The following is a 19,768-nucleotide window of genomic DNA, read 5'->3' on the forward strand; positions in this document are numbered from 1 at the left end:
ACACCATCGGCGGGGTCATCCAGCCGGGTAGCGACATCGTCGAAGTGGTGCCGCTGGACGACACGCTGGTCATCGAGGCGAAGATCCTGCCCAAGGACATCGCTTTCCTGCACCCTGGGCAGGAGCCCACAGGTCCTTCTACAGTCTGATCAAGGCGCGAACGGCAGTTCGCGCTTGTGCTGGGTCTTGCGGTAGGTCGCAACTATGATGTCGAACGCTGCCTGATCAACCGGCTGCCCCTGCAGGAACGCATCGATCTGCTGATACGTCACGCCATGTGACGCCTCGTCCGGCTTGCCCGGCTCAAGGTCTTCCAGGTCGGCTGTCGGTACCTTCTCCACCAGCGATTCCGGCGCACCAAAGCGGCGCGCAATGGCCCGTACCTGGTTTTTCACCAGCCCGCTCAGCGGGGCCAGGTCGCAGGCACCATCACCAAACTTGGTAAAGAAGCCCATCACCGCTTCGGCGGCATGGTCAGTACCGATTACCAGGCCTGCACGGGCGCCAGCGATGGTGTACTGGGCGACCATGCGGGTACGCGCCTTGACGTTGCCGACAACGAAGTCCACCAGCGTCGGCGAGCCGTTTTTCAGTTCCACCACCTCAGCTGCCAACGCTTTCACTGCCGGGGCAATGTCGACGGTGTGCACTTCATCGGCCTTGATCACGTCAAGGCACGCTTGGGCGTCATGCTCGTCATGCTGCACCTGATAGGGCAAGCGCACGGCAATGAAGGTGTAGGCCTTATCGCCGGTTTCGGCACGCAGCTCGTTGATCGCGCGCTGGGCAAGCAGGGCAGCGGTCAGTGAGTCGACACCGCCACTGATGCCCAGTACCAGCGTTTTGAGCCGGGCATTGGCCAGGCAATCCTTGATGAACGCCACGCGCCGAGCCACTTCGTTGTCGAGCGCGGCGGCATCGGCGAACGGTGGCTGCACCTTGAGCGCTTGGGCAATCTCTCGCTGAACGGCTTGCATGGGTTACTCCTTGCTGGGGATTTTGAAAACGTGGCGCATGTAGGCAACGAAGTTCTCGTCGCGGCACTGCGTCTTGGCCGCCTCGTCAGAGATTTTCGCCACCGGCGAGCCATTGCAGTCGGTCATTTTAAGCACGATGTTCATCGGCGCCACACCCGGTATGTCGCAGGTCAGGTTGGTGCCGATGCCGAAACTGACGTTGATGCGGCCGCGCAGGGCACGGAAGATTTCCAGCGAACGGGTCAGGTTGAGGCCGTCGGAAAACACCAGGGTCTTGGTCATCGGGTCGATACCCAGCTTCTGGTAATGGACGATGGCCTTTTCCGCCCAGGCCACTGGCTCGCCCGAATCGTGGCGCAGGCCGTCGAACAGCTTGGCGAAGTACAAATCGAAATCGCCGAGGAAGGCGTCCATGGTGATGCAGTCGGTCAGGGCGATGCCCAGCAGGCCGCGGTACTCGCGTACCCAGCAGTCCAGCGCGGCGCTCTGGCTGTCGATCAAGCGCGGGCCGAGCTGTTGGTGAGCCATGATCCATTCGTGGGCCATGGTGCCCAGCGGCTTGATATCCAGTTTCCATGCCAGGTCGACGTTGCTGGTGCCCACGAAACGGGCCGGGAAGTCATCACGCAGCACCCGTACCACCTCTTCCTGAACACGGCTGGAAAACCGCCGGCGGGTGCCGAAATCGGCCACTTGCAGGTCGGCCAGCTCGTCGTCACTGGCATGCGCGCGCAGCCAGTCGAACTTGCGGTACAGCTGGTCGCGGGCTTCGGCCAGGCGCATGTGCGGGTGCAGGTGGCGGTTGCGCACTTCGCTGATGATGGCCAGCAAGGGCACTTCAAACAGGATCACGTGCAGCCAGGGACCACGCAGGCGTAGAAACAGTTGATCGTTTTCGATGCCGATGCGCACGTAGCGCAGGTTGAAGCGGAACAGGCGCAGAAACCGCAGGAAGTCTGGCTTGAGAAAGCTGATACGTTCCAGAAAGCCCAGTTGGCCTTCATCCAGGGTCAGGTCGCTGAGCAGTTCGAGCTGGTTGCGGATCTCGCCGAGGTAAGGGCGCAGGTCTTCGCCGTTGCGGCAGCGAAACTCCCATTCCACGTCGGCGTCCGGGTAGTTGTGCAGCACACCCTGCATCATGGTGAGTTTGTAGAAGTCGGTGTCGAGCAGGTTGTGCACGATGCGCTCGGCGAATGCGCTCTCGCTCATCAAGGGTGGCTCCGGAAGCGGCGAATGGCGGCCATTGTGCCAGCCTTTTGCATTTTCATGTTTCTGTCGCGGCCCATTCGCGGGCAAGCCCGCTCCCATCTAGCCGGCATAACGGCCAAAACAGAGGTGTTTTTCCGTGCACCCGCTAGCCTTGAAACAGTGCTGCCTGTAGCAGTCGCGCACCAGCGGTGTGCACTTCGGTGACGTCGGCTGTTACAGGGCGGTTGCACGTAAACACTTGCCAGGGTTGCAATGATGGCACTCCACGGTTGCTCCTTGTCTGTACGTGTGGTGGCGCCTGCCGCGTGGCAGACGGTTGCACGCTCAATAAAGAAAAGGCCGTCGGTCGCCTGCCAGCCACCCTTGCTGTGTGATTTCCCGGAATACAAAACCAATGGCACGGCCCTTGCTCTGAGCACAGGGTTGAGAAGTTGTAGTGCCAACCAAAAAAAAACTCTAGGAGCACCACCTCATGTCGCAGACGTTTTACAAGAAAGGTTTCCTGGCTCTGGCCGTCGCTACGGCACTGGGTATTTCTTCGTATGTTCAGGCCGACATCAAGATCGGCGTCGCAGGCCCGATGACCGGTGCCAACGCAGCGTTTGGCGAGCAGTACATGAAAGGTGCCCAGGCGGCAGCCGACAAGATCAACGCCGAAGGTGGGGTCAACGGCGAGAAGATCGTCCTGGTGAAAGGCGATGACGCCTGCGAACCGAAGCAAGCCGTGGCCGTGGCCAACCGCCTGGCCGATCAGGACAAGGTGATCGGCGTGGTCGGTCACTTCTGTTCCTCTAACACCATTCCGGCATCCGAGGTGTATGACGAAGCGGGCATCATTGCCATTACCCCGGGCTCGACCAACCCAGCAGTGACCGAGCGCGGCCTGAGCGCGATGTTCCGCATGTGTGGCCGTGACGACCAGCAGGGCATCGTTGCCGGTGACTACATCGTCGATGTGCTCAAAGGCAAGAAGGTGGCCGTGCTGCACGACAAGGACACCTACGGCCAAGGCCTGGCCGATGCCACCAAGGCGCAGCTCGAGAAGCGTGGCGTGAAGCCTGTTCTGTATGAAGGCCTGACCCGCGGCGAGAAAGACTTCAGCGCCGTGGTCACCAAGATCCGCGCCACCGGCGCCGACGTGGTCTATTTCGGTGGCCTGCACCCGGAAGCCGGCCCACTGGTACGCCAGCTGCGTGAGCAAGGCCTGAAAGACGTCAAGTTCATGTCCGATGACGGCATCGTCACCGACGAACTGGTGTCCACGGCGGGTGGCGCACAATACGTCGATGGCGTGTACATGACCTTCGGCGCCGACCCGCGCCTGCTGCCGGACAGCAAGGCCGTGGTGGAAGAGTTCCGCAAGAGCGGTACCGAGCCTGAAGGCTACACCCTGTACGCCTATGCCTCGTTGCAGGCGCTTGCCGCCGCGTTCAACGGTGCCAAGTCGAACAAAGGCGAAGACGCCGCCAAATGGCTCAAGGCCAACCCGGTCAAGACCGTCATGGGCGAGAAGAAGTGGGACAGCAAGGGCGACCTGACCGTCTCCGACTACGTGGTCTACCAGTGGGACAAAGACGGTAAATACCACCAGCTGGAAAAACAAAAATAATAACGGCTACCGGCCCGGGTGCTTACTGCCCCGGGCTGCAGCCCCGCGGTACCTGTCTTTATCCGTAGATCTGCACAGTTCTGCGCTGCGAGGGCCGCTGCATTCAGGGCCCGCCGTGGTAGGCGCTCGTGCAATCTCAATCAGGTGAGATTGCGTTATGGATGGTATTTTTCTGCAGCAACTGGTCAACGGCCTGACCCTCGGGTCGGTCTATGGCCTGATCGCCATCGGCTACACAATGGTCTATGGCATCATCGGCATGATCAACTTCGCGCACGGCGAGGTGTATATGATTTCCGCGTACCTCGCGGCAATCAGCCTGGCATTGCTGGCCTATTTCGGCGTCGAATCGTTCCCGCTTCTGATGCTGGGCACGCTGTTGTTCACCGTCGTCGTCACGGGCGTCTATGGCTTCACCATCGAACGCATCGCCTACAAACCCCTGCGCAACTCCACCCGTCTGGCACCGCTGATCAGTGCCATCGGCATCTCGCTGATCCTGCAAAACTATGCACAGATCAGCCAGGGCGCCCGCCAGCAAGGCGTGCCAACCCTGCTTGAAGGCGCCTTGCGGGTAGAAGTCGGCACCGGCTTCGTGCAATTGACCTACACCAAGATCTTCATCCTGATTGCCGCATTCGTCGGCATGGGCCTGCTTACCTATGTGATCAAGTACACCAAGCTCGGCCGCATGTGCCGCGCCACGCAGCAAGATCGCAAGATGGCCTCGATCCTGGGCATCAACACCGATCGGGTGATTTCCTACGTATTCGTCATCGGTGCAGTCATGGCCGCACTGGCGGGTGTGCTGATCACCATGAACTACGGCACCTTCGACTTCTATGCCGGCTTCATCATCGGCATCAAGGCCTTCACGGCGGCGGTATTGGGCGGCATCGGCTCGCTACCGGGGGCCATGCTCGGCGGCATCATCCTCGGCATCTCCGAGTCGCTGTTCTCTGGCCTGATCAACTCCGACTACAAGGACGTATTCAGCTTCTCGCTGCTGGTGATGATCCTCATCTTCCGTCCCCAAGGCCTGCTGGGTCGCCCGCTCGTGGCTAAGGTGTGAACATGTCCACTGCCAAAACTGCCCCTGTTTCCGAAACCAATGGTTTCGACCTCAAACGCAGCCTGCTGGAGACCTTCGTCGCCGGCCTGCTGGCGCTCATTGTCTTTGGCCCGGTCGTCGGCGTGGTACTCGACGGCTACAGCTTCAATGCCGAACCCCGCCGCGTGGCGTGGCTGGTTGGCGGGGTGATGGTCGGGCGCTTCCTGCTCAGCCTGTACCTGCAGACGGGCGCCGGGCGGCGCATGCTCCAAGGCTTCGACAACGGTGGCTCGGGCGTGCATGTGAACGCGCCGGACTACAAGTCGCGGCTGCGCTACATCATCCCGGCGCTGGTGGTGATTGCCATCGTCTTCCCAATCTTTGCCAACAAGTACCTGCTGACCGTGGTCATCCTCGGCCTGATCTATGTGTTGCTGGGCCTTGGCCTGAACATCGTGGTCGGCCTGGCGGGCCTGCTCGACCTGGGTTACGTGGCGTTCTACGCCATCGGCGCCTACGGCCTGGCGTTGGGCTACCAGTACCTGGGCCTGGGCTTCTGGAGCGTGCTGCCGCTGGCGGCGATCGCGGCGGCGCTGGCGGGGTGCATACTCGGCTTCCCGGTGTTACGCATGCACGGTGACTACCTGGCGATCGTGACCCTGGGCTTTGGGGAGATCATCCGCCTGGTGCTGAACAACTGGCTGTCGTTCACCGGTGGCCCGAACGGCATGCCGGCACCGTCGCCGACCTTCTTTGGCCTGGAATTCGGCCGCCGGGCCAAGGACGGTGGGGTGCCGATCCATGAGTTTCTTGGCATCGATTACAACGCCAACCTGAAGTTCGTGTTCATCTACGCCGTGCTGTTCCTGGTGGTGCTGGCAGTGCTGTACATCAAGCACCGGTTGACCCGCATGCCGGTCGGCCGTGCCTGGGAAGCCCTGCGTGAAGACGAGATCGCCTGCCGTTCGATGGGCCTGAACCACGTGCTGGTCAAGCTTTCGGCGTTCACCCTGGGGGCTTCCACCGCGGGCCTGGCGGGCGTGTTCTTCGCCACGTACCAGGGCTTCGTCAACCCGTCGTCGTTCACTTTCTTCGAGTCGGCGCTGATCCTCGCCATCGTCGTGTTGGGTGGTATGGGCTCGACCGTCGGTGTGGTGATCGCAGCGTTCGTGCTGACCGTTGCGCCAGAGCTGCTGCGCAGCTTCTCCGAGTACCGCGTGCTGCTGTTTGGCGTATTGATGGTGTTGATGATGATCTGGCGACCGCGTGGGCTGATCCGCATCAGCCGTACCGGTGTGGTCCCGCGTAAAGGAGTGGCGCCATGAACGACGATATCATTCTGTCGGTCGACAACCTGATGATGCAGTTTGGCGGCATCAAGGCGCTGAGTGACGTAAGCCTCAAGGTCCGGCGCAACCAGATCTTCGCGCTGATCGGCCCCAATGGTGCGGGCAAGACCACGGTGTTCAACTGCCTGACCGGCTTCTACAAAGCCAGCGGCGGGCGTATCGAACTGAACGTGCGCGGCAGCCAGACCAACGTCATCCAGTTGCTCGGCGAGCGCTTCCAGGCGACGGACTTCGTTTCGCCCGCGCGCTTTGCCAACCGCCTGTACTACAAGATGTTCGGCGGCACCCACCTGGTGAACCGCGCCGGCCTCGCCCGGACCTTCCAGAACATTCGTCTGTTCAAGGAAATGTCGGTGGTGGAGAACCTGTTGGTGGCCCAGCACATGTGGGTCAACCGCAACCTGCTGGCCGGGGTACTCAACACCAAGGCCTACCGCAAGGCCGAGAGCGATGCCCTCGACCATGCGTTCTATTGGCTGGAGGTGGTCGACCTGGTCGATTGCGCCAACCGCCTGGCCGGTGAGTTGTCTTATGGCCAGCAGCGTCGCCTGGAAATCGCCCGGGCCATGTGCACGCGGCCGAAGATCATCTGCCTGGACGAACCGGCTGCCGGCCTAAACCCGCAGGAAACCGAGGCGCTCAGTGGCATGATCCGCGTGCTGCGTGACGAGCACGACATCACCGTGGTGCTGATCGAGCACGACATGGGCATGGTCATGAGCATTTCCGACCATATCGTCGTGCTTGACCATGGCAACGTGATCGCCGAAGGCGCGCCACAGGAAATCCGCAACAACCCGACGGTGATTGCCGCCTACCTGGGTGCAGACGAAGAGGAACTGGTATGAGTGCACCCATTCTCGAGTTGAAGGAGCTGGATGTGTTCTACGGGCCGATCCAGGCCCTGAAGAAGGTGTCGATGCACATCAACGAAGGCGAGACGGTGAGCCTGATCGGTGCCAACGGTGCCGGCAAGTCGACCTTGCTGATGTCGATTTTCGGCCAGCCGCGCGCGTCTTCGGGGCACATCGTTTACCGGGGGACAGACATCACCCGCAAGTCGTCGCACTACATCGCTTCCAACGGTATTGCGCAGTCACCTGAGGGGCGACGGGTGTTCCCCGACATGACCGTCGAGGAAAACCTGATGATGGGCACCATCCCGATTGGCGACAAATACGCCAAGGAGGACATGGAGCGGATGTACGAGCTGTTCCCGCGGTTGAAGGAGCGGCGCACCCAGCGGGCCATGACCATGTCGGGGGGCGAGCAGCAGATGCTCGCCATCGCCCGCGCGTTGATGAGCCGGCCGAAGCTGTTGCTGCTCGATGAGCCCTCGCTGGGGCTGGCGCCGATCGTGGTCAAGCAGATCTTCGCCACCTTGCGTGAGTTGGCCAAGACGGGGATGACCATCTTCCTCGTTGAGCAGAACGCCAACCATGCGCTGAAGTTGTCGGACCGGGCATATGTGATGGTCAACGGGCAGATCCGCATGACGGGCACCGGCCAGGAGTTGTTGGTGAACGAGGAAGTGCGCAGCGCCTATTTGGGCGGGCACTGAGTGGTAACACTGGGGCTGCATTGCGGCCCCAGTGCTTCAAGCCGAATGTGGACAACTTGTCGCACGCCCTTCTTTGGCCTCGCCAAAAACCCTTCGCAAGCCATTGTTTCCACAGCCTTGTTTTACCCACGGATAATGTGGAGCCGCCTGTGGAAAACATGGGTGCACCTCGCTACAGCCCTTTGTTGTCAAGACTTGTAGGGTGTTGATCATTTTTTGATCGCTTTGCCCTTGTGGATGATTTTTCACGGTTTTTTACTCACAGGCTGCTGCGTTCGATGCCTGGTAAAACCTGTGGGTAAGTCTGTGCAAAAACCTTGGACAGACCGCTGCAAGCGGCATGGTTGAAAGCCTTGCGCCATCACCTCAGAGATATCCACCGACCGTGGATGGCTGAAAGGGTTCCGCGAACCCGACAAGTTGCCCCCAATCCGTGGGGAAAGCCTTGTGGATAACATGCGCATAGCTGGCGCGAAGCCCTCTGCTACGCGGCTTTGGCAGGTATGATCATTTTTTGATCAATGGCTTCAATGGCTTGCTGCCTGCGTGGTACGAAGGCATGCTGCAAACCCTGCCGAAAATAATCCACAGCGAGGAACACAGCATGACGTCCACCGTATTCATCACTGGCGCGACTTCCGGTTTCGGCGAGGCCACCGCCCGACGTTTTGCACAGGCCGGCTGGAAGCTGATCCTCACCGGTCGCCGCAAGGAGCGCCTGGATGCGCTGTGCGCAGAACTGTCAGCCCAGACCGAGGTGCACGGGCTGGTGCTCGATGTACGCGACCGCAAAGCCATGGAGGCGGCCATCGGTAACCTGCCGCCTGGGTTCGATAAATTGCGTGGCCTGGTCAACAACGCTGGCCTGGCCCTGGGCGTGGATGCGGCGCAGAACTGCAGCCTGGACGACTGGGAAACCATGGTCGACACCAACATCAAGGGCCTGATGTACACCACGCGCCTGCTGCTACCCCGGTTGATCGCCCACGGGCGTGGCGCGTCGATCCTCAACGTCGGCTCGGTGGCAGGCAATTACCCGTACCCGGGCAGCAACGTGTATGGCGGTACCAAGGCGTTCGTCGGGCAGTTCTCGCTGAGCCTGCGTTGCGACCTGCGCGGCACGGGCGTGCGCGTCAGCAACATCGAACCGGGGCTGTGCGAGAGCGAGTTCTCGCTGGTGCGTTTCGGTGGCGACCAGGCCAAGTACGACGCCACCTACGCAGGTGCCGAGCCGATCCAGCCGCAGGATATTGCCGAGACCATCTTCTGGATTCTCAACCAGCCGGCGCACATCAACATCAACAGCCTGGAGCTGATGCCGGTGAGCCAGGACTGGGCAGGGTTCTCGATCGATCGGTCGGTCAAGGGCTGATCAGCAGCATGGGCGGGTAAATAGCCTGCCCATGCTGCTTCACGGCTTTCAGTGGTCGCGGAAGGTTTTGTCTGACTCGAGAAGGTGCAAGGCTTGCAGCATATCGTTGACGACATCAGCGAGCATGGCATCTTCTCTGGTCGGTTGCCCCTCGGCATATCTCTGCAGGCTTAAAAGCAGGCGCAGCTTTTGCTCGTGGAGCAGCTTGTTCTTCTGAATCTTCGAGGTCGCGACATCCTTTTCGGTAGCAGCAATTTGCTTTACAAAGTGAGCCTTCAGCGTTTCATTGCTCATGGCCGAACTCCTATCAATGGAGTCCTTACGCTATCAACGCGTCACGAGAACGGAAACTGGTAAAAATGTCAGGTCATTGCAAGCGCTGAAGGCCTTCCAGGCAAGTTGCCAAGTGATAAGGCGTAGTCGAAGGCATGTCATGCCGGCTAACCGCACCCTCGCCATCTCGGCACTCATACCAGCCGCCGTCATGCAGGAATCGCTGCTCCATCGCCTGCAACTGCGCAGCCAGTTTCGCCTCATTTCCCGACCGCAACGCCAGCGCCCGCAGGTACTCCGCCTGGGCCCAGATCCGTTGGGTGGCGTCGAGCACCTTGCCGTCCACCGCGAGCATCGCCAGCACGGCCGAATCTTTAACCCCGTACTGCTCGGCGTATTCGAAGGCGCGGGCAATGGAGCCATGCAGTGGCGTGCCACGTAGCAGGGGCGAGGTATCCAGCAGGTAGAACCACTCGAACTGATGACCCGGTTCGAACCAGTTATCCACAGCGCCGTTTGGCTTTTCCAGCATCAGGCCATGCTGCGGTTCGATGAACTGCGCCTGCAGGGCCTCGCACAGGTGCAGCAGGGCCTGCTGCACGCTTTCATCCTCACGCACGGCAAGCACCTGCAGGAACGCTTCGGCCAGGTGCATCTGCGGATTCTGCAGCGGGCCGCTGCCCAGGTCGGACCAGTCTTCACCGAGGCTCGCCTCGTATAAACCGTCGTCGCGGGCGAACTGCTCGCTGACGATTTCCAGCGCAGCGTTCAGTGCAGACTCCACCAAGCTCTCGCGAACCTTGCCCCAGTAATGGGCGCAGGCAAACACGATGAACGCATGGGTGTAGAGGTCCTTGCGGCGGTCCAGCGGCTTGCCTTCGGCATCGATGCTGTAGAACCAGCCACCGTGCTCGGCATCGTGAAAATGCCGCTGCAACGAACGGAACAACGCCGCCGCTCGCGCTGCCGCGCCGGGTTGCTCGATGCGGCTGCTGAACAGGTACAGTTGGCGAGCGCAGGCCATCGCCCGGTAGCGTTGCACGGGCAATGGCCGGTGCTGGGCGTCCAGGGCTTCGAAGGGCAGGGCCATTTCGTCGTTCCAGCCCGGGCCTTGCCACAGCGGCACGATACGCTCGGCGAAGTGCTGGTTGAAACGGGCCAGTTCGGGCGGAGTGGGGCGGGGGTCGGACATGAAAGCGCTCGTCACAATCGGGCAGTGCGCCATGGTAGCAGAACTGGGGTTTTGGGTTGTTTACACGGGCCTCTTCGCGGGCAAGCCCGCTCCCACAGGTGCGGCGCTAGCCTTTGAGGCTACACAGTTCGTGTGGGAGCGGGCTTGCCCGCGAAGAGGCCCGCATAGCCAACAGATCAGCTCGGGTTACCCAAGCCTTGCCAATGGCGTGCGCCGACGAAGATGAAGCGCAGCTGCTGGGTGATCTTTTCCTGCGCGGTCAGGGCCTGTGGATAACCCGCGTCGGGGCTGTCGATCAGCTCCGGCAGGGTGGCAAACACGGTCTTCACCACCAGATCGGCCATCACCGCCAGTGCCGCAGCGTCCAGGTGCTGCCAGCGCTTCATGCGCGCCAGGTCGGTGGCCAGGTCGTCGCTGATGTCCTGGCGCAGGCGGGCAATCGCCTGGCGGACCGCCTGCGAGCCCCCGTATTGCTCACGGGCCAGGAACAGGAACTGGGCGCGGTGGGCGGCGACCACGTCGAGGAAGATGCGTACCGAGGCGTCGGTAATGCCACCAAATTCGAATTCGTTCTGGCGCACCAGGCGGATGGTCTGGCGGAAGGTGGTATCGACCTCGGCCACCAAGGCCAGGCCCAGTGCGTCCATGTCGGGGAAATGCCGGTAGAAACCGGTCGGTACGATACCCGCCGTTTTCGCCACTTCGCGCAGGCTGATGCTGCCGAAACCACGGCCACTCTCCATGAGCTGGCAGGCGGCATCAAGCAGGGCCTGGCGGGTCTGTAGCTTCTGTTCGGCGCGCGGCAGCATGGGGGCAGGATTCTGTGTCGGTCGAGGCTGGGCACTCTAGTTAAAAAAACGAAGCCCGGTCAATGGACCGGGCTTGGAGGTGAGCAGGCAATGTGCTGCAGGTTGTTCTTTTCGGCCATGGCGATCAGCTCACACGGCTGAGTTCAACCAGGCGATCCGAGCCACCTTCAGCTACGCGGCCAGAGCGTTCGATCAAACGGTCGGCACCGCCTTCGGCGACTTGGCCAGCACGCTCGATCAGGCGATCGGAACCACCTTCGGCAACCCGGCCAGTGCGTTCGATCAGGCGGTCGGAGCCACCTTCGGCTACGCGGCCAGTGCGTTCGATCAGGCGATCGGAGCCACCTTCGGCTACACGGCCAGTGCGTTCGATCAAGCGATCCGAACCGCCTTCGGCAACGGTTTTCAGAGGCTGGGCGACTTCTGCGGCGCTGGAACGTGATTCGGCGGTCAGGTGCTGTTCAGCGGCCGGCAGGGCGAACGCGTTGGCAGCAAGCAGGGACAGGGTCAGGGTCAGCAGGTGGCTTTTCATGATTTCGGTGCTCCTCTGGGGGGCTGGAAAGTGGGTACGGAGCCAATGCTACGCCCAGGAACGCCAGAGAAAAGTTCATAAGGATAATGGTAACAATCGACAGCATTGATAGAGGCTGCTGACGGCTCTAGTGCAGGTGTCTTGAGGTGGATGATGGCTTTTTGACTTCACGCTATAGGGCCAGGGTAACGCCCTTGCCCAGCGCAAATGCTGAACAAGAAGCCAGGAAAAACTTCGCTATCATGGCGCCACGGATAAAACCCAGCGGGTTTTCATCAGTCCGAGTTAATGAGTGCCATCGGCGCCCGCTTTGTGCCATGCCGTCAGGAGAATCACGCAATGACGCGACCCGCCAGAATCCTCGTCTGGACCCTTGCCACCCTGTTGACCCTCGTGGCGATACTGGTGGTGGTAATCGCCACCTTCGACTGGAACCGCGTCAAGCCGTTGCTCAACGAGAAGGTATCCGAAGCCCTGCACCGGCCGTTCGCGATCAATGGCAACCTTGCCGTGCAGTGGCGCACCGAACCTGAAGAAGGTGGTTGGCGCGCCTGGGTGCCCTGGCCGCACTTCATTGCCGAGGACCTGACCTTGGGCAACCCCGATTGGCTCAAGGAGCCGAAAATGGTTGGCCTCGAGCGGGTGGAGTTCCGCCTGGCGCCGCTGCCGCTGGTGTTCCAGCAGATTGTCATCCCCCGCATCAACCTGACCAAACCGACGGCCAGCCTCACTCGCCTGGCCGACGGACGCGCTAACTGGACCTTTGACTTCGGCCCCAAAGACGAAAACGCGGAACCCTCGAAATGGCAGTTGGACATCGGGGCGATCGGTTTTGACCAAGGCAACGTCAGCCTTGATGACCAGACCCTGAAGACCAGCATGAAGGTGCAGGTCGACCCGCTGGGCAAGCCGATCCCGTTCAGCGACATCGTCGGCAAGGCGCGTGCCGAAAAAACCGGCGGCGCTCAGGACTATGCGTTCGGCTTCAAGGCCCAAGGCCGCTACAAGGGCCAGCCAGTGTCCGGCACCGGCAAGATCGGTGGCCTGCTGGCGCTGCAGGATGCCAGCCAACCGTTCCCGTTGCAGGCCGATGTGCGCATTGCGGATACCCACGTGGTGCTTGCCGGTACCCTGACCGACCCGCGCAACCTCGGCGCGCTCGACCTGCGCCTGCGCCTGTCCGGCAATAGCTTGGGCAACCTTTACCCGTTGACCGGCGTGACCCTGCCGGACACCCCGGCTTATGCCACCGACGGCCACCTCAGCGCCAACCTGCATGCCGAGCAAGGCGCCACGTTCAATTACCAAGGGTTCAACGGCAAGATCGGCGACAGCGACATCCACGGCGACCTGGCCTTCGTGGCCAGCCAGCCACGCCCCAAACTCTCCGGCAAGCTGGTCTCCAACCAGCTCTTGTTCAAGGACCTGGCGCCGCTGATCGGTGCCGATTCCAACGCCGAGCAGAAGGCCCGCGGCGGGGCCAGCAAGCAGCCGACGGGCAAAGTGCTGCCAGTGGAGGAGTTTCGCACCGACCGCTGGCGCGCCATGGACGCCGACGTCGAATTTGCCGGCAAGCGCATCGTCCACAGTGAGCAATTGCCGTTCAACGACCTGTCTGCCCACGTGATTCTCGAAGACGGCCTGCTGCGCATGGCACCGCTGCGCTTTGGCGTGGCCGGCGGCAACCTGGCTTCCAGGATCCGCCTGGATGGCCGCAGCGTACCCTTGCAAGGCCGGGCACAGCTGACTGCGCGGGGCTTCAAGCTCAAGCAACTGTTCCCCACCTTCGCACCGATGCAGACCAGTTTTGGCGAGCTGAACGGCGATGCCGACATCACCGGCCGCGGCAACTCGGTGGCGGCACTGCTGGGCACGGCCAATGGCGACCTGCGCATGTTGATCAACGATGGTGCAGTGAGCCGCAGCCTGATGGAAATCGCCGGGCTGAACGTGGGCAACTACGTGATTGGCAAGTTGTTCGGTGACGAGGACGTGCAGATCAACTGCGCGGCGGCCGATGTCGGCATCAAGGATGGGCTGGCGACGACACGCCTGTTCATCTTCGATACCGAGAACGCGATCATCTACATCAACGGTACGGCGAACTTTGCCAGCGAGCAGCTTGACCTGAAAATCACCCCAGAGTCGAAAGGGCTGCGGCTGTTCTCGCTGCGTTCGCCTTTGTACGTGCGCGGGCCGTTTGCCAAGCCCAGTGCCGGGGTGCAGGCAGTGCCATTGGCGTTGCGTGGCGCGGGGATGGTGGCGTTAGGAGTGGTCGCGGGGCCGGCGGCGGGGTTGCTGGCATTGATCGCGCCGAGCAGTGGGGATGAACCTAATCAGTGCACGCCGTTGTTGCAGCAGATGAGGGCGGGCAAGGCGCCGACTGAGGTGAAAGGCAAGAAATGAGTGAAGGGGCCGCTTTGCGGCCCATTCGCGGCACAAGGCCGCTCCCACAAGTGCTCCGCAAAGCCTGAACTGTGCGGTGAACCTGTGGGAGCGGCCTTGTGCCGCGAATGGGCTGCAACGCAGCCCCGTACGATTACAACCCTTGCAACAGATCGGACATATCGTCCGCGTGCTCTTCTTCCTGCGCCAGGATGTCTTCAAAAATACGGCGCGTGGTCGGGTCGCTATCACCAATGTATTGAATGATCTCGCGGTAGCTGTCGATCGCAATGCGCTCGGCCACCAGGTCTTCCAGCACCATTTCTTTCAAGTTGCTACCTGCCACGTACTGGGCATGGGAGTTCTTGGTCAGGTTGTCCGGGTTGAAGTCCGGCTCGCCACCCAGCTGGACAATCCGCTCGGCCAACTTGTCGGCATGCTCGGCTTCCTGGTTGGCATGCTCCAGAAACTCTTCGGCTGCCACGCTGGCCTTGATACCGCTGGCCATGAAGTAGTGACGCTTGTAACGCAGCACGCAGACCAGTTCAGTGGCCAGCGACTCATTGAGCAGGCGCAGGATCTCGGTACGGTCGGCGTGGTAACCCTCGGTCACCGCGCCTTGCTCCACGTGCTGGCGGGCACGTTCGCGCAGGGTTTTCACATCGGTCAGTTCAACGTTGCTCATGGTTATCTCCAAACGAATCAGGACGGGGGGTCAAGTGGTAACGAAGGCTCACGCGCCGTGGACGGCGTCGCTGTCCTCTTGTCGTTGTTTGCACGTCTTGAAGCCCTTGGCGTCGACATGCCCGGTGGCGTCGAAACGCACGTAGTAGGGCTGCTGCTTGCCGTCGCGGTTGAGGATGTAGTCGTTGCAGGTGCCCCCGTGCGGCAGGTCGATCACGTTCGACGGGCTGCCGCCGATGGCAATGACCTTCTGCATGGTCATGCCGTGCTCGACCTGCTTGACCAACGGTTCGTCACGGTAGGTGACGTAATCCACCGGGTTTTCCGGGCGGCTGCCGCAGGCGGCCAGGGTTGCACTGGCCAGAAGGATTGCCAGGGTCTGCTTGTACATGGTCCCGCTCCTTGCTCAAGGGTCTGTTCTGGTTTGGAACCGCACGGCGCGCCAGGAGTTCGATTGCGATGGTCATCGAAGCCGCTGTAGTGTGGGCCGTCGTCCACGGAGAGGGGCAGGGCAATGGGGCAGGAACTGGCTACGCGATACCCTGTGGTGCTGGTGCCGGGCATGCTCGGCTTCGTGCGGGTACTGCTTTATCCCTACTGGTTCGGGATCGTGCCGGCCTTGCGCAAGGGCGGCGCGCAGGTGCATGCCGTGCAGGTGTCGCCGTTGCATTCCAGCGAAGTGCGCGGCGAGCAGTTGCTGGCGATCATCGAAGGCATCTGCCAGCGCAGCGGCGCGGCCAAGGTCAACCTTATCGGCCACAGCCAAGGCGCCTTGGATGCGCGCTATGCGGCCGCCAAAAGGCCCGACCGGGTAGCTTCGGTGACGTCGGTGGCGGGGCCCAACCATGGCTCCGAACTGGCTGACCACCTGGAACGCACAGCGCCTGGCGATTCACCCCAAGGGCGCATGCTCAAGGCGGTGCTGCATGGCGTGGCCGTGCTGCTGGTGTGGCTGGAAACCGGCTGGCGGCGCGACCCGCTGCCCATCGACGTGCACGCCTCGCACCAGTCGCTGACCAGCGACGGGGTGGCGCTGTTCAACCAGGCTTATCCACAGGGCCTGCCCGATACCTGGGGCGGTGAAGGGCCCGCGCAGGTCAACGGCGTGCGCTACTACTCCTGGTCAGGCACCTTGCAGCCTGGCCTGACTGACCAAGGGCGCAACCGTTTTGACGGCAGCAACCGCTTCTGCCGCTTGTTCGCCCGCAGCTTCGTCAAGGAAAAGGGCCATTGCGACGGCATGGTCGGGCGTTTCAGCTCGCACCTGGGGCAGGTGATCGGCGATGACTACCCGCTCGATCACCTGGACATCGTCAACCAGTCGCTGGGGGCAGTCGGCAAGGGCGCCGAACCGGTACGGCTGTTCACCGAACACGCCGCCCGGCTCAAAGCTGCGGGGCTGTGATGCGGCGGCGCACCGGTGTGGTCCAGCGTTCGGCAAGGATCACCCCGGCCAGGGTCAGCAGGCCGCCGATCAGGTGATAGCGGGCCAGTTGTTCATCCAGCACCACGGCGGCGATCAGCGCGGTGACCAGCGGCAGCAGGTTGAAGAACAGCGTGGTGCGGCTTGGCCCCAGGCGGTGCACGGCCTGCATCCATACCAGCGGCGCGATCATCGAAGCCAGCACGCAGGCGTACAGCACCAGGCCGACGTTGTGGGCGTTCAGGCCGGTCTTGTCCGACAGCAGGAACAACGGCAGCAGCACGATGATAGCCACCAGCACCTGCAGGTACAGCAGCTGCAAGGGCGGCAGGCGCAATTGCCATTTCTTCAGCAGGAAGCTGTACAGCGCGTAGGCCAGGGTGGCCACCAGCATCAGCAGGTCGCCGCTGTTCAGGCCCTGTTCCAGCAGCGCCCCGGGGTGGCCGGCGGAGACCACCTCGAGCACGCCGAAAAACGACACCAGGGCGCCGATCAAGGCGCCGAAGGTCAGGCGCTGGCCGAGCCAGGCGATGGACAGGGCCAGCGACATCAACGGCATCAGCGAGAGGATGATGCCCATGTTGGTGGCGCTGGTGATGCTGGCGGCGAAGTACGCCAGGCTCTGGTACAGGGCCATGCCCAGCACGCCGAGGACGAAGACTTTGCCCAGGTGCGGGCGGATGGCGGCGCGGTTGCGCCACACGGCCGGTAGCAGGAAGGGGGTGAACAGCAGGCCGGCCAGCAGCCAGCGATAGAAGCCGATCTCGGCAGGGTGGATGGCACCGGCCGACAGCTTGGTGACGACGGTGTTGCCAGCCCAGATGAGGATGGCGAGCAGGGGGAAGGTGTAGTTCATGTCGCGGTTACTCGGTTTGGCAAGGTTAGGCCTGCTTTGCAGCGCGCAGTTTGCAGGCAGCGCTGCACCTGTAGGAGCGGGCTTGCCCGCGAAGGCCTGCACAACAGGCCCCGATAGCCCGCTATTATCCGCTGTCTGTCCGCAAGCCTATACTTGTATCCAGACAACCCACCCTTTGAAGCAGACAGCATGCCGCGCAAATACCTCGACATCCCCGGTTTCGACCAACTCCCGGCGCCGGTGTACTTCCGCCATGACGAATTTGGCGCCGACACCCACAGCGCGCCACACCGCCACGCCTGGGGCCAACTGAACTACGCGGCCCACGGCGTCATGCACCTGGACGTCGAAGGGCAGCGCTTTCTCTCGCCGCCGCACTACGCCGTCTGGGTGCCGCCGGGCACCGAGCATGGCTGTTACAACCCCCAGGCCATCGTCTACCGCTCGGTCTACCTGGCGCGCAGCCTGTGCGCCGACCTGCCGCAACAACCGTGCAGCCTGGTCATCAGCGACATCCTCAAGGCCATCCTTGGCGACTTCGCCCGGCGTGACCTGAAGGTGGCGCAAGATGAACGCGACCAGCGCCTGGTGCAGGTACTGCTCGACCAGTTGCTGCTGGCCCCGACCCAAACCTGCTACCTGCCCTTTGCCCGCAGCGAGGGCCTGGGCCAGGTGCTCGACGCTTTGAGCCACGCCCCGGGTGACAACCGCCCGTTGGCTGACTGGGCCGCGCAGGTGCATGTCAGCGAACGCACCCTGGCCCGCCAGTTTCTTCGCGAACTGGGCATCAGTTTCGGTGAATGGCGCCTGCGCCTGCGGTTTTTACGCGCCATCGAGGCGCTGGAAGCGGGCTTGCCGATTCAGGCCATTGCCTTCGACCTTGGCTACAGCAGCGGCTCGGCCTTCATCGCCATGTTCCAACGCCAGGCCCACTGCACGCCGGAGCAGTACCGGCGCCAGTCGCGGGCTGAGCTGTAAAAATTCTTGTCTACACTCAGTGGCACCACCGCGCATCGGGCGCGGAAACAGGGAGACCACTCCATGAAGCTGTTGCAAATGCCACTGCTGGTGTTGGCTGTGTTGTTCAGCGCGCAAGGGTTCGCCGCCACCGCGCAACAGGAAAAGATGACCTCGTGTAACGCCGACGCCACCGCCAAGGCGCTCAAGGGCGACGAACGCAAGGCGTTCATGAGCAACTGCCTGAAGAAGAGCGTGCCTGCCACCCAGCAGGAAAAGATGAAGACCTGCAACGCCGACGCCAGCACCAAGGCACTTAAGGGTGATGAGCGCAAAGCGTTCATGAGCGACTGCCTGAAGAAGAAATGACCTGCGCCTATGCCTGTAGGACGAAGGCTGGCAGACTGCGGGTCTTTTCCGTTGTCTGCCCCTGAGGCTGTATGACTTTCACCCCCCGCCAGGTCACCCTGGCCAGCTGGATCATCGTGTTTGCCGGCCTGCTGCTGGCGTTGCCCCTGAAGTTGCTGCCGAGCCTGCTTGCCGGTTTGCTGGTATTCGAACTGGTCAACATGCTGACGCCACGGTTGCAGCCGCTGATCGCCGGGCAACGTGCGCGTTGGCTGGCCGTGGCCCTGCTCGGCACGTTGGTGGTTACCACCCTGACCCTGCTGATCGCCGGCGCGTTCAGCTTCCTGCTGCACGAGGCAGAAAACCCCGGGGCTTCGCTGGACAAGTTCATGGCCCTGGTCGAGCGAGCCCGTGGGCAGTTGCCGCCGTTCATCGAAGGCTACCTGCCGGCCAGTGCCGCTGAGTTCAAAGTGGCCATCGGGGACTGGCTCAAAAGCCACCTGGGTGAGCTGCAACTCGTGGGCAAGGGCATGGCGCACATGTTCGTCACCTTGCTGATCGGCATGATCCTCGGCGCCATCGTTGCCCTGCAGCGCATCCCTGACATCTCGCGGCGCAAGCCGTTGGCGGCAGCGCTGTTCGAGCGCCTGAACCTGCTGGTGCAGGCGTTTCGTAACATTGTCTTCGCGCAGATCAAGATTTCGCTGCTCAACACCACCTTCACCGGCATCTTCCTGGCCGTGGTGCTGCCGCTGTTCGGTGTGCACCTGCCGCTGACCAAGACGCTGATCGTGCTGACCTTCCTGCTCGGGCTGCTGCCGGTGATCGGCAACCTGATGTCCAACACCCTGATCACTATCGTCGGGTTGTCGTTGTCGATCTGGGTGGCGCTGGCGGCGTTGGGTTATCTGATCGTCATCCACAAGGTCGAGTATTTCCTCAACGCGCGGATCGTCGGCGGGCAGATCAGTGCCAAGTCGTGGGAACTGTTGCTGGCAATGCTGGTGTTCGAGGCGGCCTTCGGCTTGCCGGGGGTGGTGGCGGGGCCGATCTACTATGCCTACCTGAAGAGTGAGCTGCGGCGGGTGGAGCTGGTCTGATCTCCTGTGCCAGCCTCTTCGCGGGGCAAGCCCGCTCCCACAGGATTACCTACAGCATAGCGGCAATGGTGATCCTGTGGG

20 protein-coding genes and 1 pseudogene are annotated in these 19,768 nt (G+C 62.1%); 12 read left to right on the top strand and 9 right to left on the bottom strand.

Going from position 1 to position 19,768, the window contains the following annotated elements:
- Positions 1–131, top strand: a pseudogene (locus OO306_RS25385) (HlyD family efflux transporter periplasmic adaptor subunit); the annotation flags it as partial.
- An 18-nt stretch (positions 132–149) separates the two neighbouring features.
- On the opposite strand, the gene nadE reads toward OO306_RS25385, so the two are convergent.
- Both nadE and pncB read right to left on the bottom strand, forming a co-directional pair.
- On the bottom strand, positions 150–977 hold the full coding sequence (gene nadE / locus OO306_RS25390) for an ammonia-dependent NAD(+) synthetase (RefSeq protein ID WP_265970191.1): 828 nt from the start codon (positions 975–977) through the stop codon (positions 150–152).
- A gap of 3 nt (positions 978–980) precedes the next feature.
- Positions 981–2,186: a nicotinate phosphoribosyltransferase gene (pncB, locus tag OO306_RS25395; protein WP_085272316.1), complete on the bottom strand. Its 1,206-nt coding sequence runs from the start codon at positions 2,184–2,186 to the stop codon at positions 981–983.
- 472 nt (positions 2,187–2,658) lie between these two features.
- Between pncB and OO306_RS25400 the strand changes: the two genes are divergently transcribed.
- From OO306_RS25400 to OO306_RS25425, 6 genes are all read left to right on the top strand, one after another.
- Positions 2,659–3,795 (top strand): branched-chain amino acid ABC transporter substrate-binding protein, encoded by a 1,137-nt coding sequence (locus OO306_RS25400; protein ID WP_265970192.1) that lies wholly within the window; start codon positions 2,659–2,661, stop codon positions 3,793–3,795.
- A gap of 157 nt (positions 3,796–3,952) precedes the next feature.
- Entirely contained in the window at positions 3,953–4,867 is a 915-nt protein-coding gene (locus OO306_RS25405) for a branched-chain amino acid ABC transporter permease (protein WP_016489422.1), read from the top strand.
- 2 nt (positions 4,868–4,869) lie between these two features.
- On the top strand, positions 4,870–6,171 hold the full coding sequence (livM, locus tag OO306_RS25410; protein ID WP_099430571.1) for a high-affinity branched-chain amino acid ABC transporter permease LivM: 1,302 nt from the start codon (positions 4,870–4,872) through the stop codon (positions 6,169–6,171).
- Positions 6,168–7,043, top strand: a complete 876-nt coding sequence (locus tag OO306_RS25415) for an ABC transporter ATP-binding protein (protein WP_027592550.1) — start codon at positions 6,168–6,170, stop codon at positions 7,041–7,043. The genes livM and OO306_RS25415 overlap by 4 nt, the downstream gene beginning before the upstream one ends.
- Positions 7,040–7,756 carry an ABC transporter ATP-binding protein gene (locus OO306_RS25420; protein ID WP_027592551.1) on the top strand — a complete coding sequence of 239 codons (717 nt, stop codon included), beginning with the start codon at positions 7,040–7,042 and terminating at the stop codon, positions 7,754–7,756. Before OO306_RS25415 ends, OO306_RS25420 begins: the two co-directional genes overlap by 4 nt.
- A gap of 604 nt (positions 7,757–8,360) precedes the next feature.
- Positions 8,361–9,128: an SDR family oxidoreductase gene (locus OO306_RS25425; protein ID WP_099430977.1), complete on the top strand. Its 768-nt coding sequence runs from the start codon at positions 8,361–8,363 to the stop codon at positions 9,126–9,128.
- A gap of 48 nt (positions 9,129–9,176) precedes the next feature.
- Here the strand turns inward: OO306_RS25425 and OO306_RS25430 are convergent, their stop codons facing one another.
- From OO306_RS25430 to OO306_RS25445, 4 genes are all read right to left on the bottom strand, one after another.
- A complete protein-coding gene (locus OO306_RS25430; protein WP_265970193.1) occupies positions 9,177–9,422 on the bottom strand; it encodes a hypothetical protein in 246 nt (81 codons plus the stop codon).
- 73 nt (positions 9,423–9,495) lie between these two features.
- Positions 9,496–10,593: an AGE family epimerase/isomerase gene (locus OO306_RS25435; protein WP_265970194.1), complete on the bottom strand. Its 1,098-nt coding sequence runs from the start codon at positions 10,591–10,593 to the stop codon at positions 9,496–9,498.
- 176 nt (positions 10,594–10,769) lie between these two features.
- The gene (locus OO306_RS25440) at positions 10,770–11,402 is read right to left on the bottom strand and encodes a TetR family transcriptional regulator (RefSeq protein ID WP_027592554.1); all 633 of its coding nucleotides are present in this window, start codon (positions 11,400–11,402) and stop codon (positions 10,770–10,772) included.
- 124 nt (positions 11,403–11,526) lie between these two features.
- Positions 11,527–11,934, bottom strand: a complete 408-nt coding sequence (locus tag OO306_RS25445) for a phage infection protein (protein ID WP_265970195.1) — start codon at positions 11,932–11,934, stop codon at positions 11,527–11,529.
- Positions 11,935–12,273: 339 nt separating this feature from the next.
- On the opposite strand from OO306_RS25445, the gene OO306_RS25450 reads away from it, so the two are divergent.
- A complete protein-coding gene (locus OO306_RS25450; RefSeq protein ID WP_265970196.1) occupies positions 12,274–14,340 on the top strand; it encodes an AsmA family protein in 2,067 nt (688 codons plus the stop codon).
- Between the two features lie 133 nt (positions 14,341–14,473).
- Here OO306_RS25450 and OO306_RS25455 read toward each other — a convergent pair whose 3' ends face one another.
- Together OO306_RS25455 and osmE are read right to left on the bottom strand one after the other, a co-directional pair.
- Positions 14,474–15,004, bottom strand: coding sequence for a bacterioferritin (locus OO306_RS25455; protein ID WP_027592557.1), 531 nt, complete (start codon positions 15,002–15,004; stop codon positions 14,474–14,476).
- Between the two features lie 48 nt (positions 15,005–15,052).
- Positions 15,053–15,394, bottom strand: a complete 342-nt coding sequence (osmE, locus tag OO306_RS25460) for an osmotically-inducible lipoprotein OsmE (protein ID WP_027592558.1) — start codon at positions 15,392–15,394, stop codon at positions 15,053–15,055.
- Between the two features lie 123 nt (positions 15,395–15,517).
- On the opposite strand from osmE, the gene OO306_RS25465 reads away from it, so the two are divergent.
- The gene (locus OO306_RS25465) at positions 15,518–16,408 is read left to right on the top strand and encodes a triacylglycerol lipase (RefSeq protein ID WP_099430567.1); all 891 of its coding nucleotides are present in this window, start codon (positions 15,518–15,520) and stop codon (positions 16,406–16,408) included.
- On the opposite strand, the gene OO306_RS25470 is transcribed toward OO306_RS25465, so the two are convergent.
- The gene (locus tag OO306_RS25470; protein ID WP_265970197.1) at positions 16,389–17,282 is read right to left on the bottom strand and encodes a DMT family transporter; all 894 of its coding nucleotides are present in this window, start codon (positions 17,280–17,282) and stop codon (positions 16,389–16,391) included. The genes OO306_RS25465 and OO306_RS25470 overlap by 20 nt on opposite strands.
- A 189-nt stretch (positions 17,283–17,471) precedes the next feature.
- Between OO306_RS25470 and OO306_RS25475 the strand changes: the two genes are divergently transcribed.
- The 3 genes from OO306_RS25475 (at position 17,472) to OO306_RS25485 (ending at position 19,687) form a co-directional block, all read left to right on the top strand.
- Complete coding sequence (locus OO306_RS25475; RefSeq protein ID WP_099430565.1) at positions 17,472–18,260, top strand: helix-turn-helix transcriptional regulator; 789 nt, start codon at positions 17,472–17,474, stop codon at positions 18,258–18,260.
- 63 nt (positions 18,261–18,323) lie between these two features.
- Positions 18,324–18,608, top strand: a complete 285-nt coding sequence (locus OO306_RS25480) for a PsiF family protein (RefSeq protein WP_027592562.1) — start codon at positions 18,324–18,326, stop codon at positions 18,606–18,608.
- Positions 18,609–18,679: 71 nt separating this feature from the next.
- Positions 18,680–19,687, top strand: a complete 1,008-nt coding sequence (locus tag OO306_RS25485) for an AI-2E family transporter (protein ID WP_027592563.1) — start codon at positions 18,680–18,682, stop codon at positions 19,685–19,687.
- The last annotated feature ends 81 nt before the right edge of the window (positions 19,688–19,768 follow it).

Origin of the sequence: Pseudomonas sp. DCB_AW, assembly GCF_026240895.1 — a bacterium.
Classification (GTDB): Bacteria; Pseudomonadota; Gammaproteobacteria; order Pseudomonadales; family Pseudomonadaceae; genus Aquipseudomonas; species Aquipseudomonas kermanshahensis.

Excerpts from the sequence above, each read along its gene's own strand:
- OO306_RS25485 (WP_027592563.1), top strand. The coding sequence starts at position 18,680 with ATGACTTTCACCCCCCGCCAGGTCACCCTGGCCAGCTGGATCATCGTG.
- nadE (WP_265970191.1), bottom strand. The coding sequence starts at position 977 with ATGCAAGCCGTTCAGCGAGAGATTGCCCAAGCGCTCAAGGTGCAGCCA.
- OO306_RS25415 (WP_027592550.1), top strand. The coding sequence starts at position 6,168 with ATGAACGACGATATCATTCTGTCGGTCGACAACCTGATGATGCAGTTT.
- OO306_RS25480 (WP_027592562.1), top strand. The coding sequence starts at position 18,324 with ATGAAGCTGTTGCAAATGCCACTGCTGGTGTTGGCTGTGTTGTTCAGC.
- OO306_RS25470 (WP_265970197.1), bottom strand. The coding sequence starts at position 17,282 with ATGAACTACACCTTCCCCCTGCTCGCCATCCTCATCTGGGCTGGCAAC.
- OO306_RS25440 (WP_027592554.1), bottom strand. The coding sequence starts at position 11,402 with ATGCTGCCGCGCGCCGAACAGAAGCTACAGACCCGCCAGGCCCTGCTT.
- OO306_RS25455 (WP_027592557.1), bottom strand. The coding sequence starts at position 15,004 with ATGAGCAACGTTGAACTGACCGATGTGAAAACCCTGCGCGAACGTGCC.
- OO306_RS25450 (WP_265970196.1), top strand. The coding sequence starts at position 12,274 with ATGACGCGACCCGCCAGAATCCTCGTCTGGACCCTTGCCACCCTGTTG.
- OO306_RS25425 (WP_099430977.1), top strand. The coding sequence starts at position 8,361 with ATGACGTCCACCGTATTCATCACTGGCGCGACTTCCGGTTTCGGCGAG.
- OO306_RS25465 (WP_099430567.1), top strand. The coding sequence starts at position 15,518 with ATGGGGCAGGAACTGGCTACGCGATACCCTGTGGTGCTGGTGCCGGGC.
- OO306_RS25400 (WP_265970192.1), top strand. The coding sequence starts at position 2,659 with ATGTCGCAGACGTTTTACAAGAAAGGTTTCCTGGCTCTGGCCGTCGCT.
- livM (WP_099430571.1), top strand. The coding sequence starts at position 4,870 with ATGTCCACTGCCAAAACTGCCCCTGTTTCCGAAACCAATGGTTTCGAC.
- OO306_RS25420 (WP_027592551.1), top strand. The coding sequence starts at position 7,040 with ATGAGTGCACCCATTCTCGAGTTGAAGGAGCTGGATGTGTTCTACGGG.
- OO306_RS25475 (WP_099430565.1), top strand. The coding sequence starts at position 17,472 with ATGCCGCGCAAATACCTCGACATCCCCGGTTTCGACCAACTCCCGGCG.
- OO306_RS25445 (WP_265970195.1), bottom strand. The coding sequence starts at position 11,934 with ATGAAAAGCCACCTGCTGACCCTGACCCTGTCCCTGCTTGCTGCCAAC.
- OO306_RS25405 (WP_016489422.1), top strand. The coding sequence starts at position 3,953 with ATGGATGGTATTTTTCTGCAGCAACTGGTCAACGGCCTGACCCTCGGG.
- osmE (WP_027592558.1), bottom strand. The coding sequence starts at position 15,394 with ATGTACAAGCAGACCCTGGCAATCCTTCTGGCCAGTGCAACCCTGGCC.
- pncB (WP_085272316.1), bottom strand. The coding sequence starts at position 2,186 with ATGAGCGAGAGCGCATTCGCCGAGCGCATCGTGCACAACCTGCTCGAC.
- OO306_RS25430 (WP_265970193.1), bottom strand. The coding sequence starts at position 9,422 with ATGAGCAATGAAACGCTGAAGGCTCACTTTGTAAAGCAAATTGCTGCT.
- OO306_RS25435 (WP_265970194.1), bottom strand. The coding sequence starts at position 10,593 with ATGTCCGACCCCCGCCCCACTCCGCCCGAACTGGCCCGTTTCAACCAG.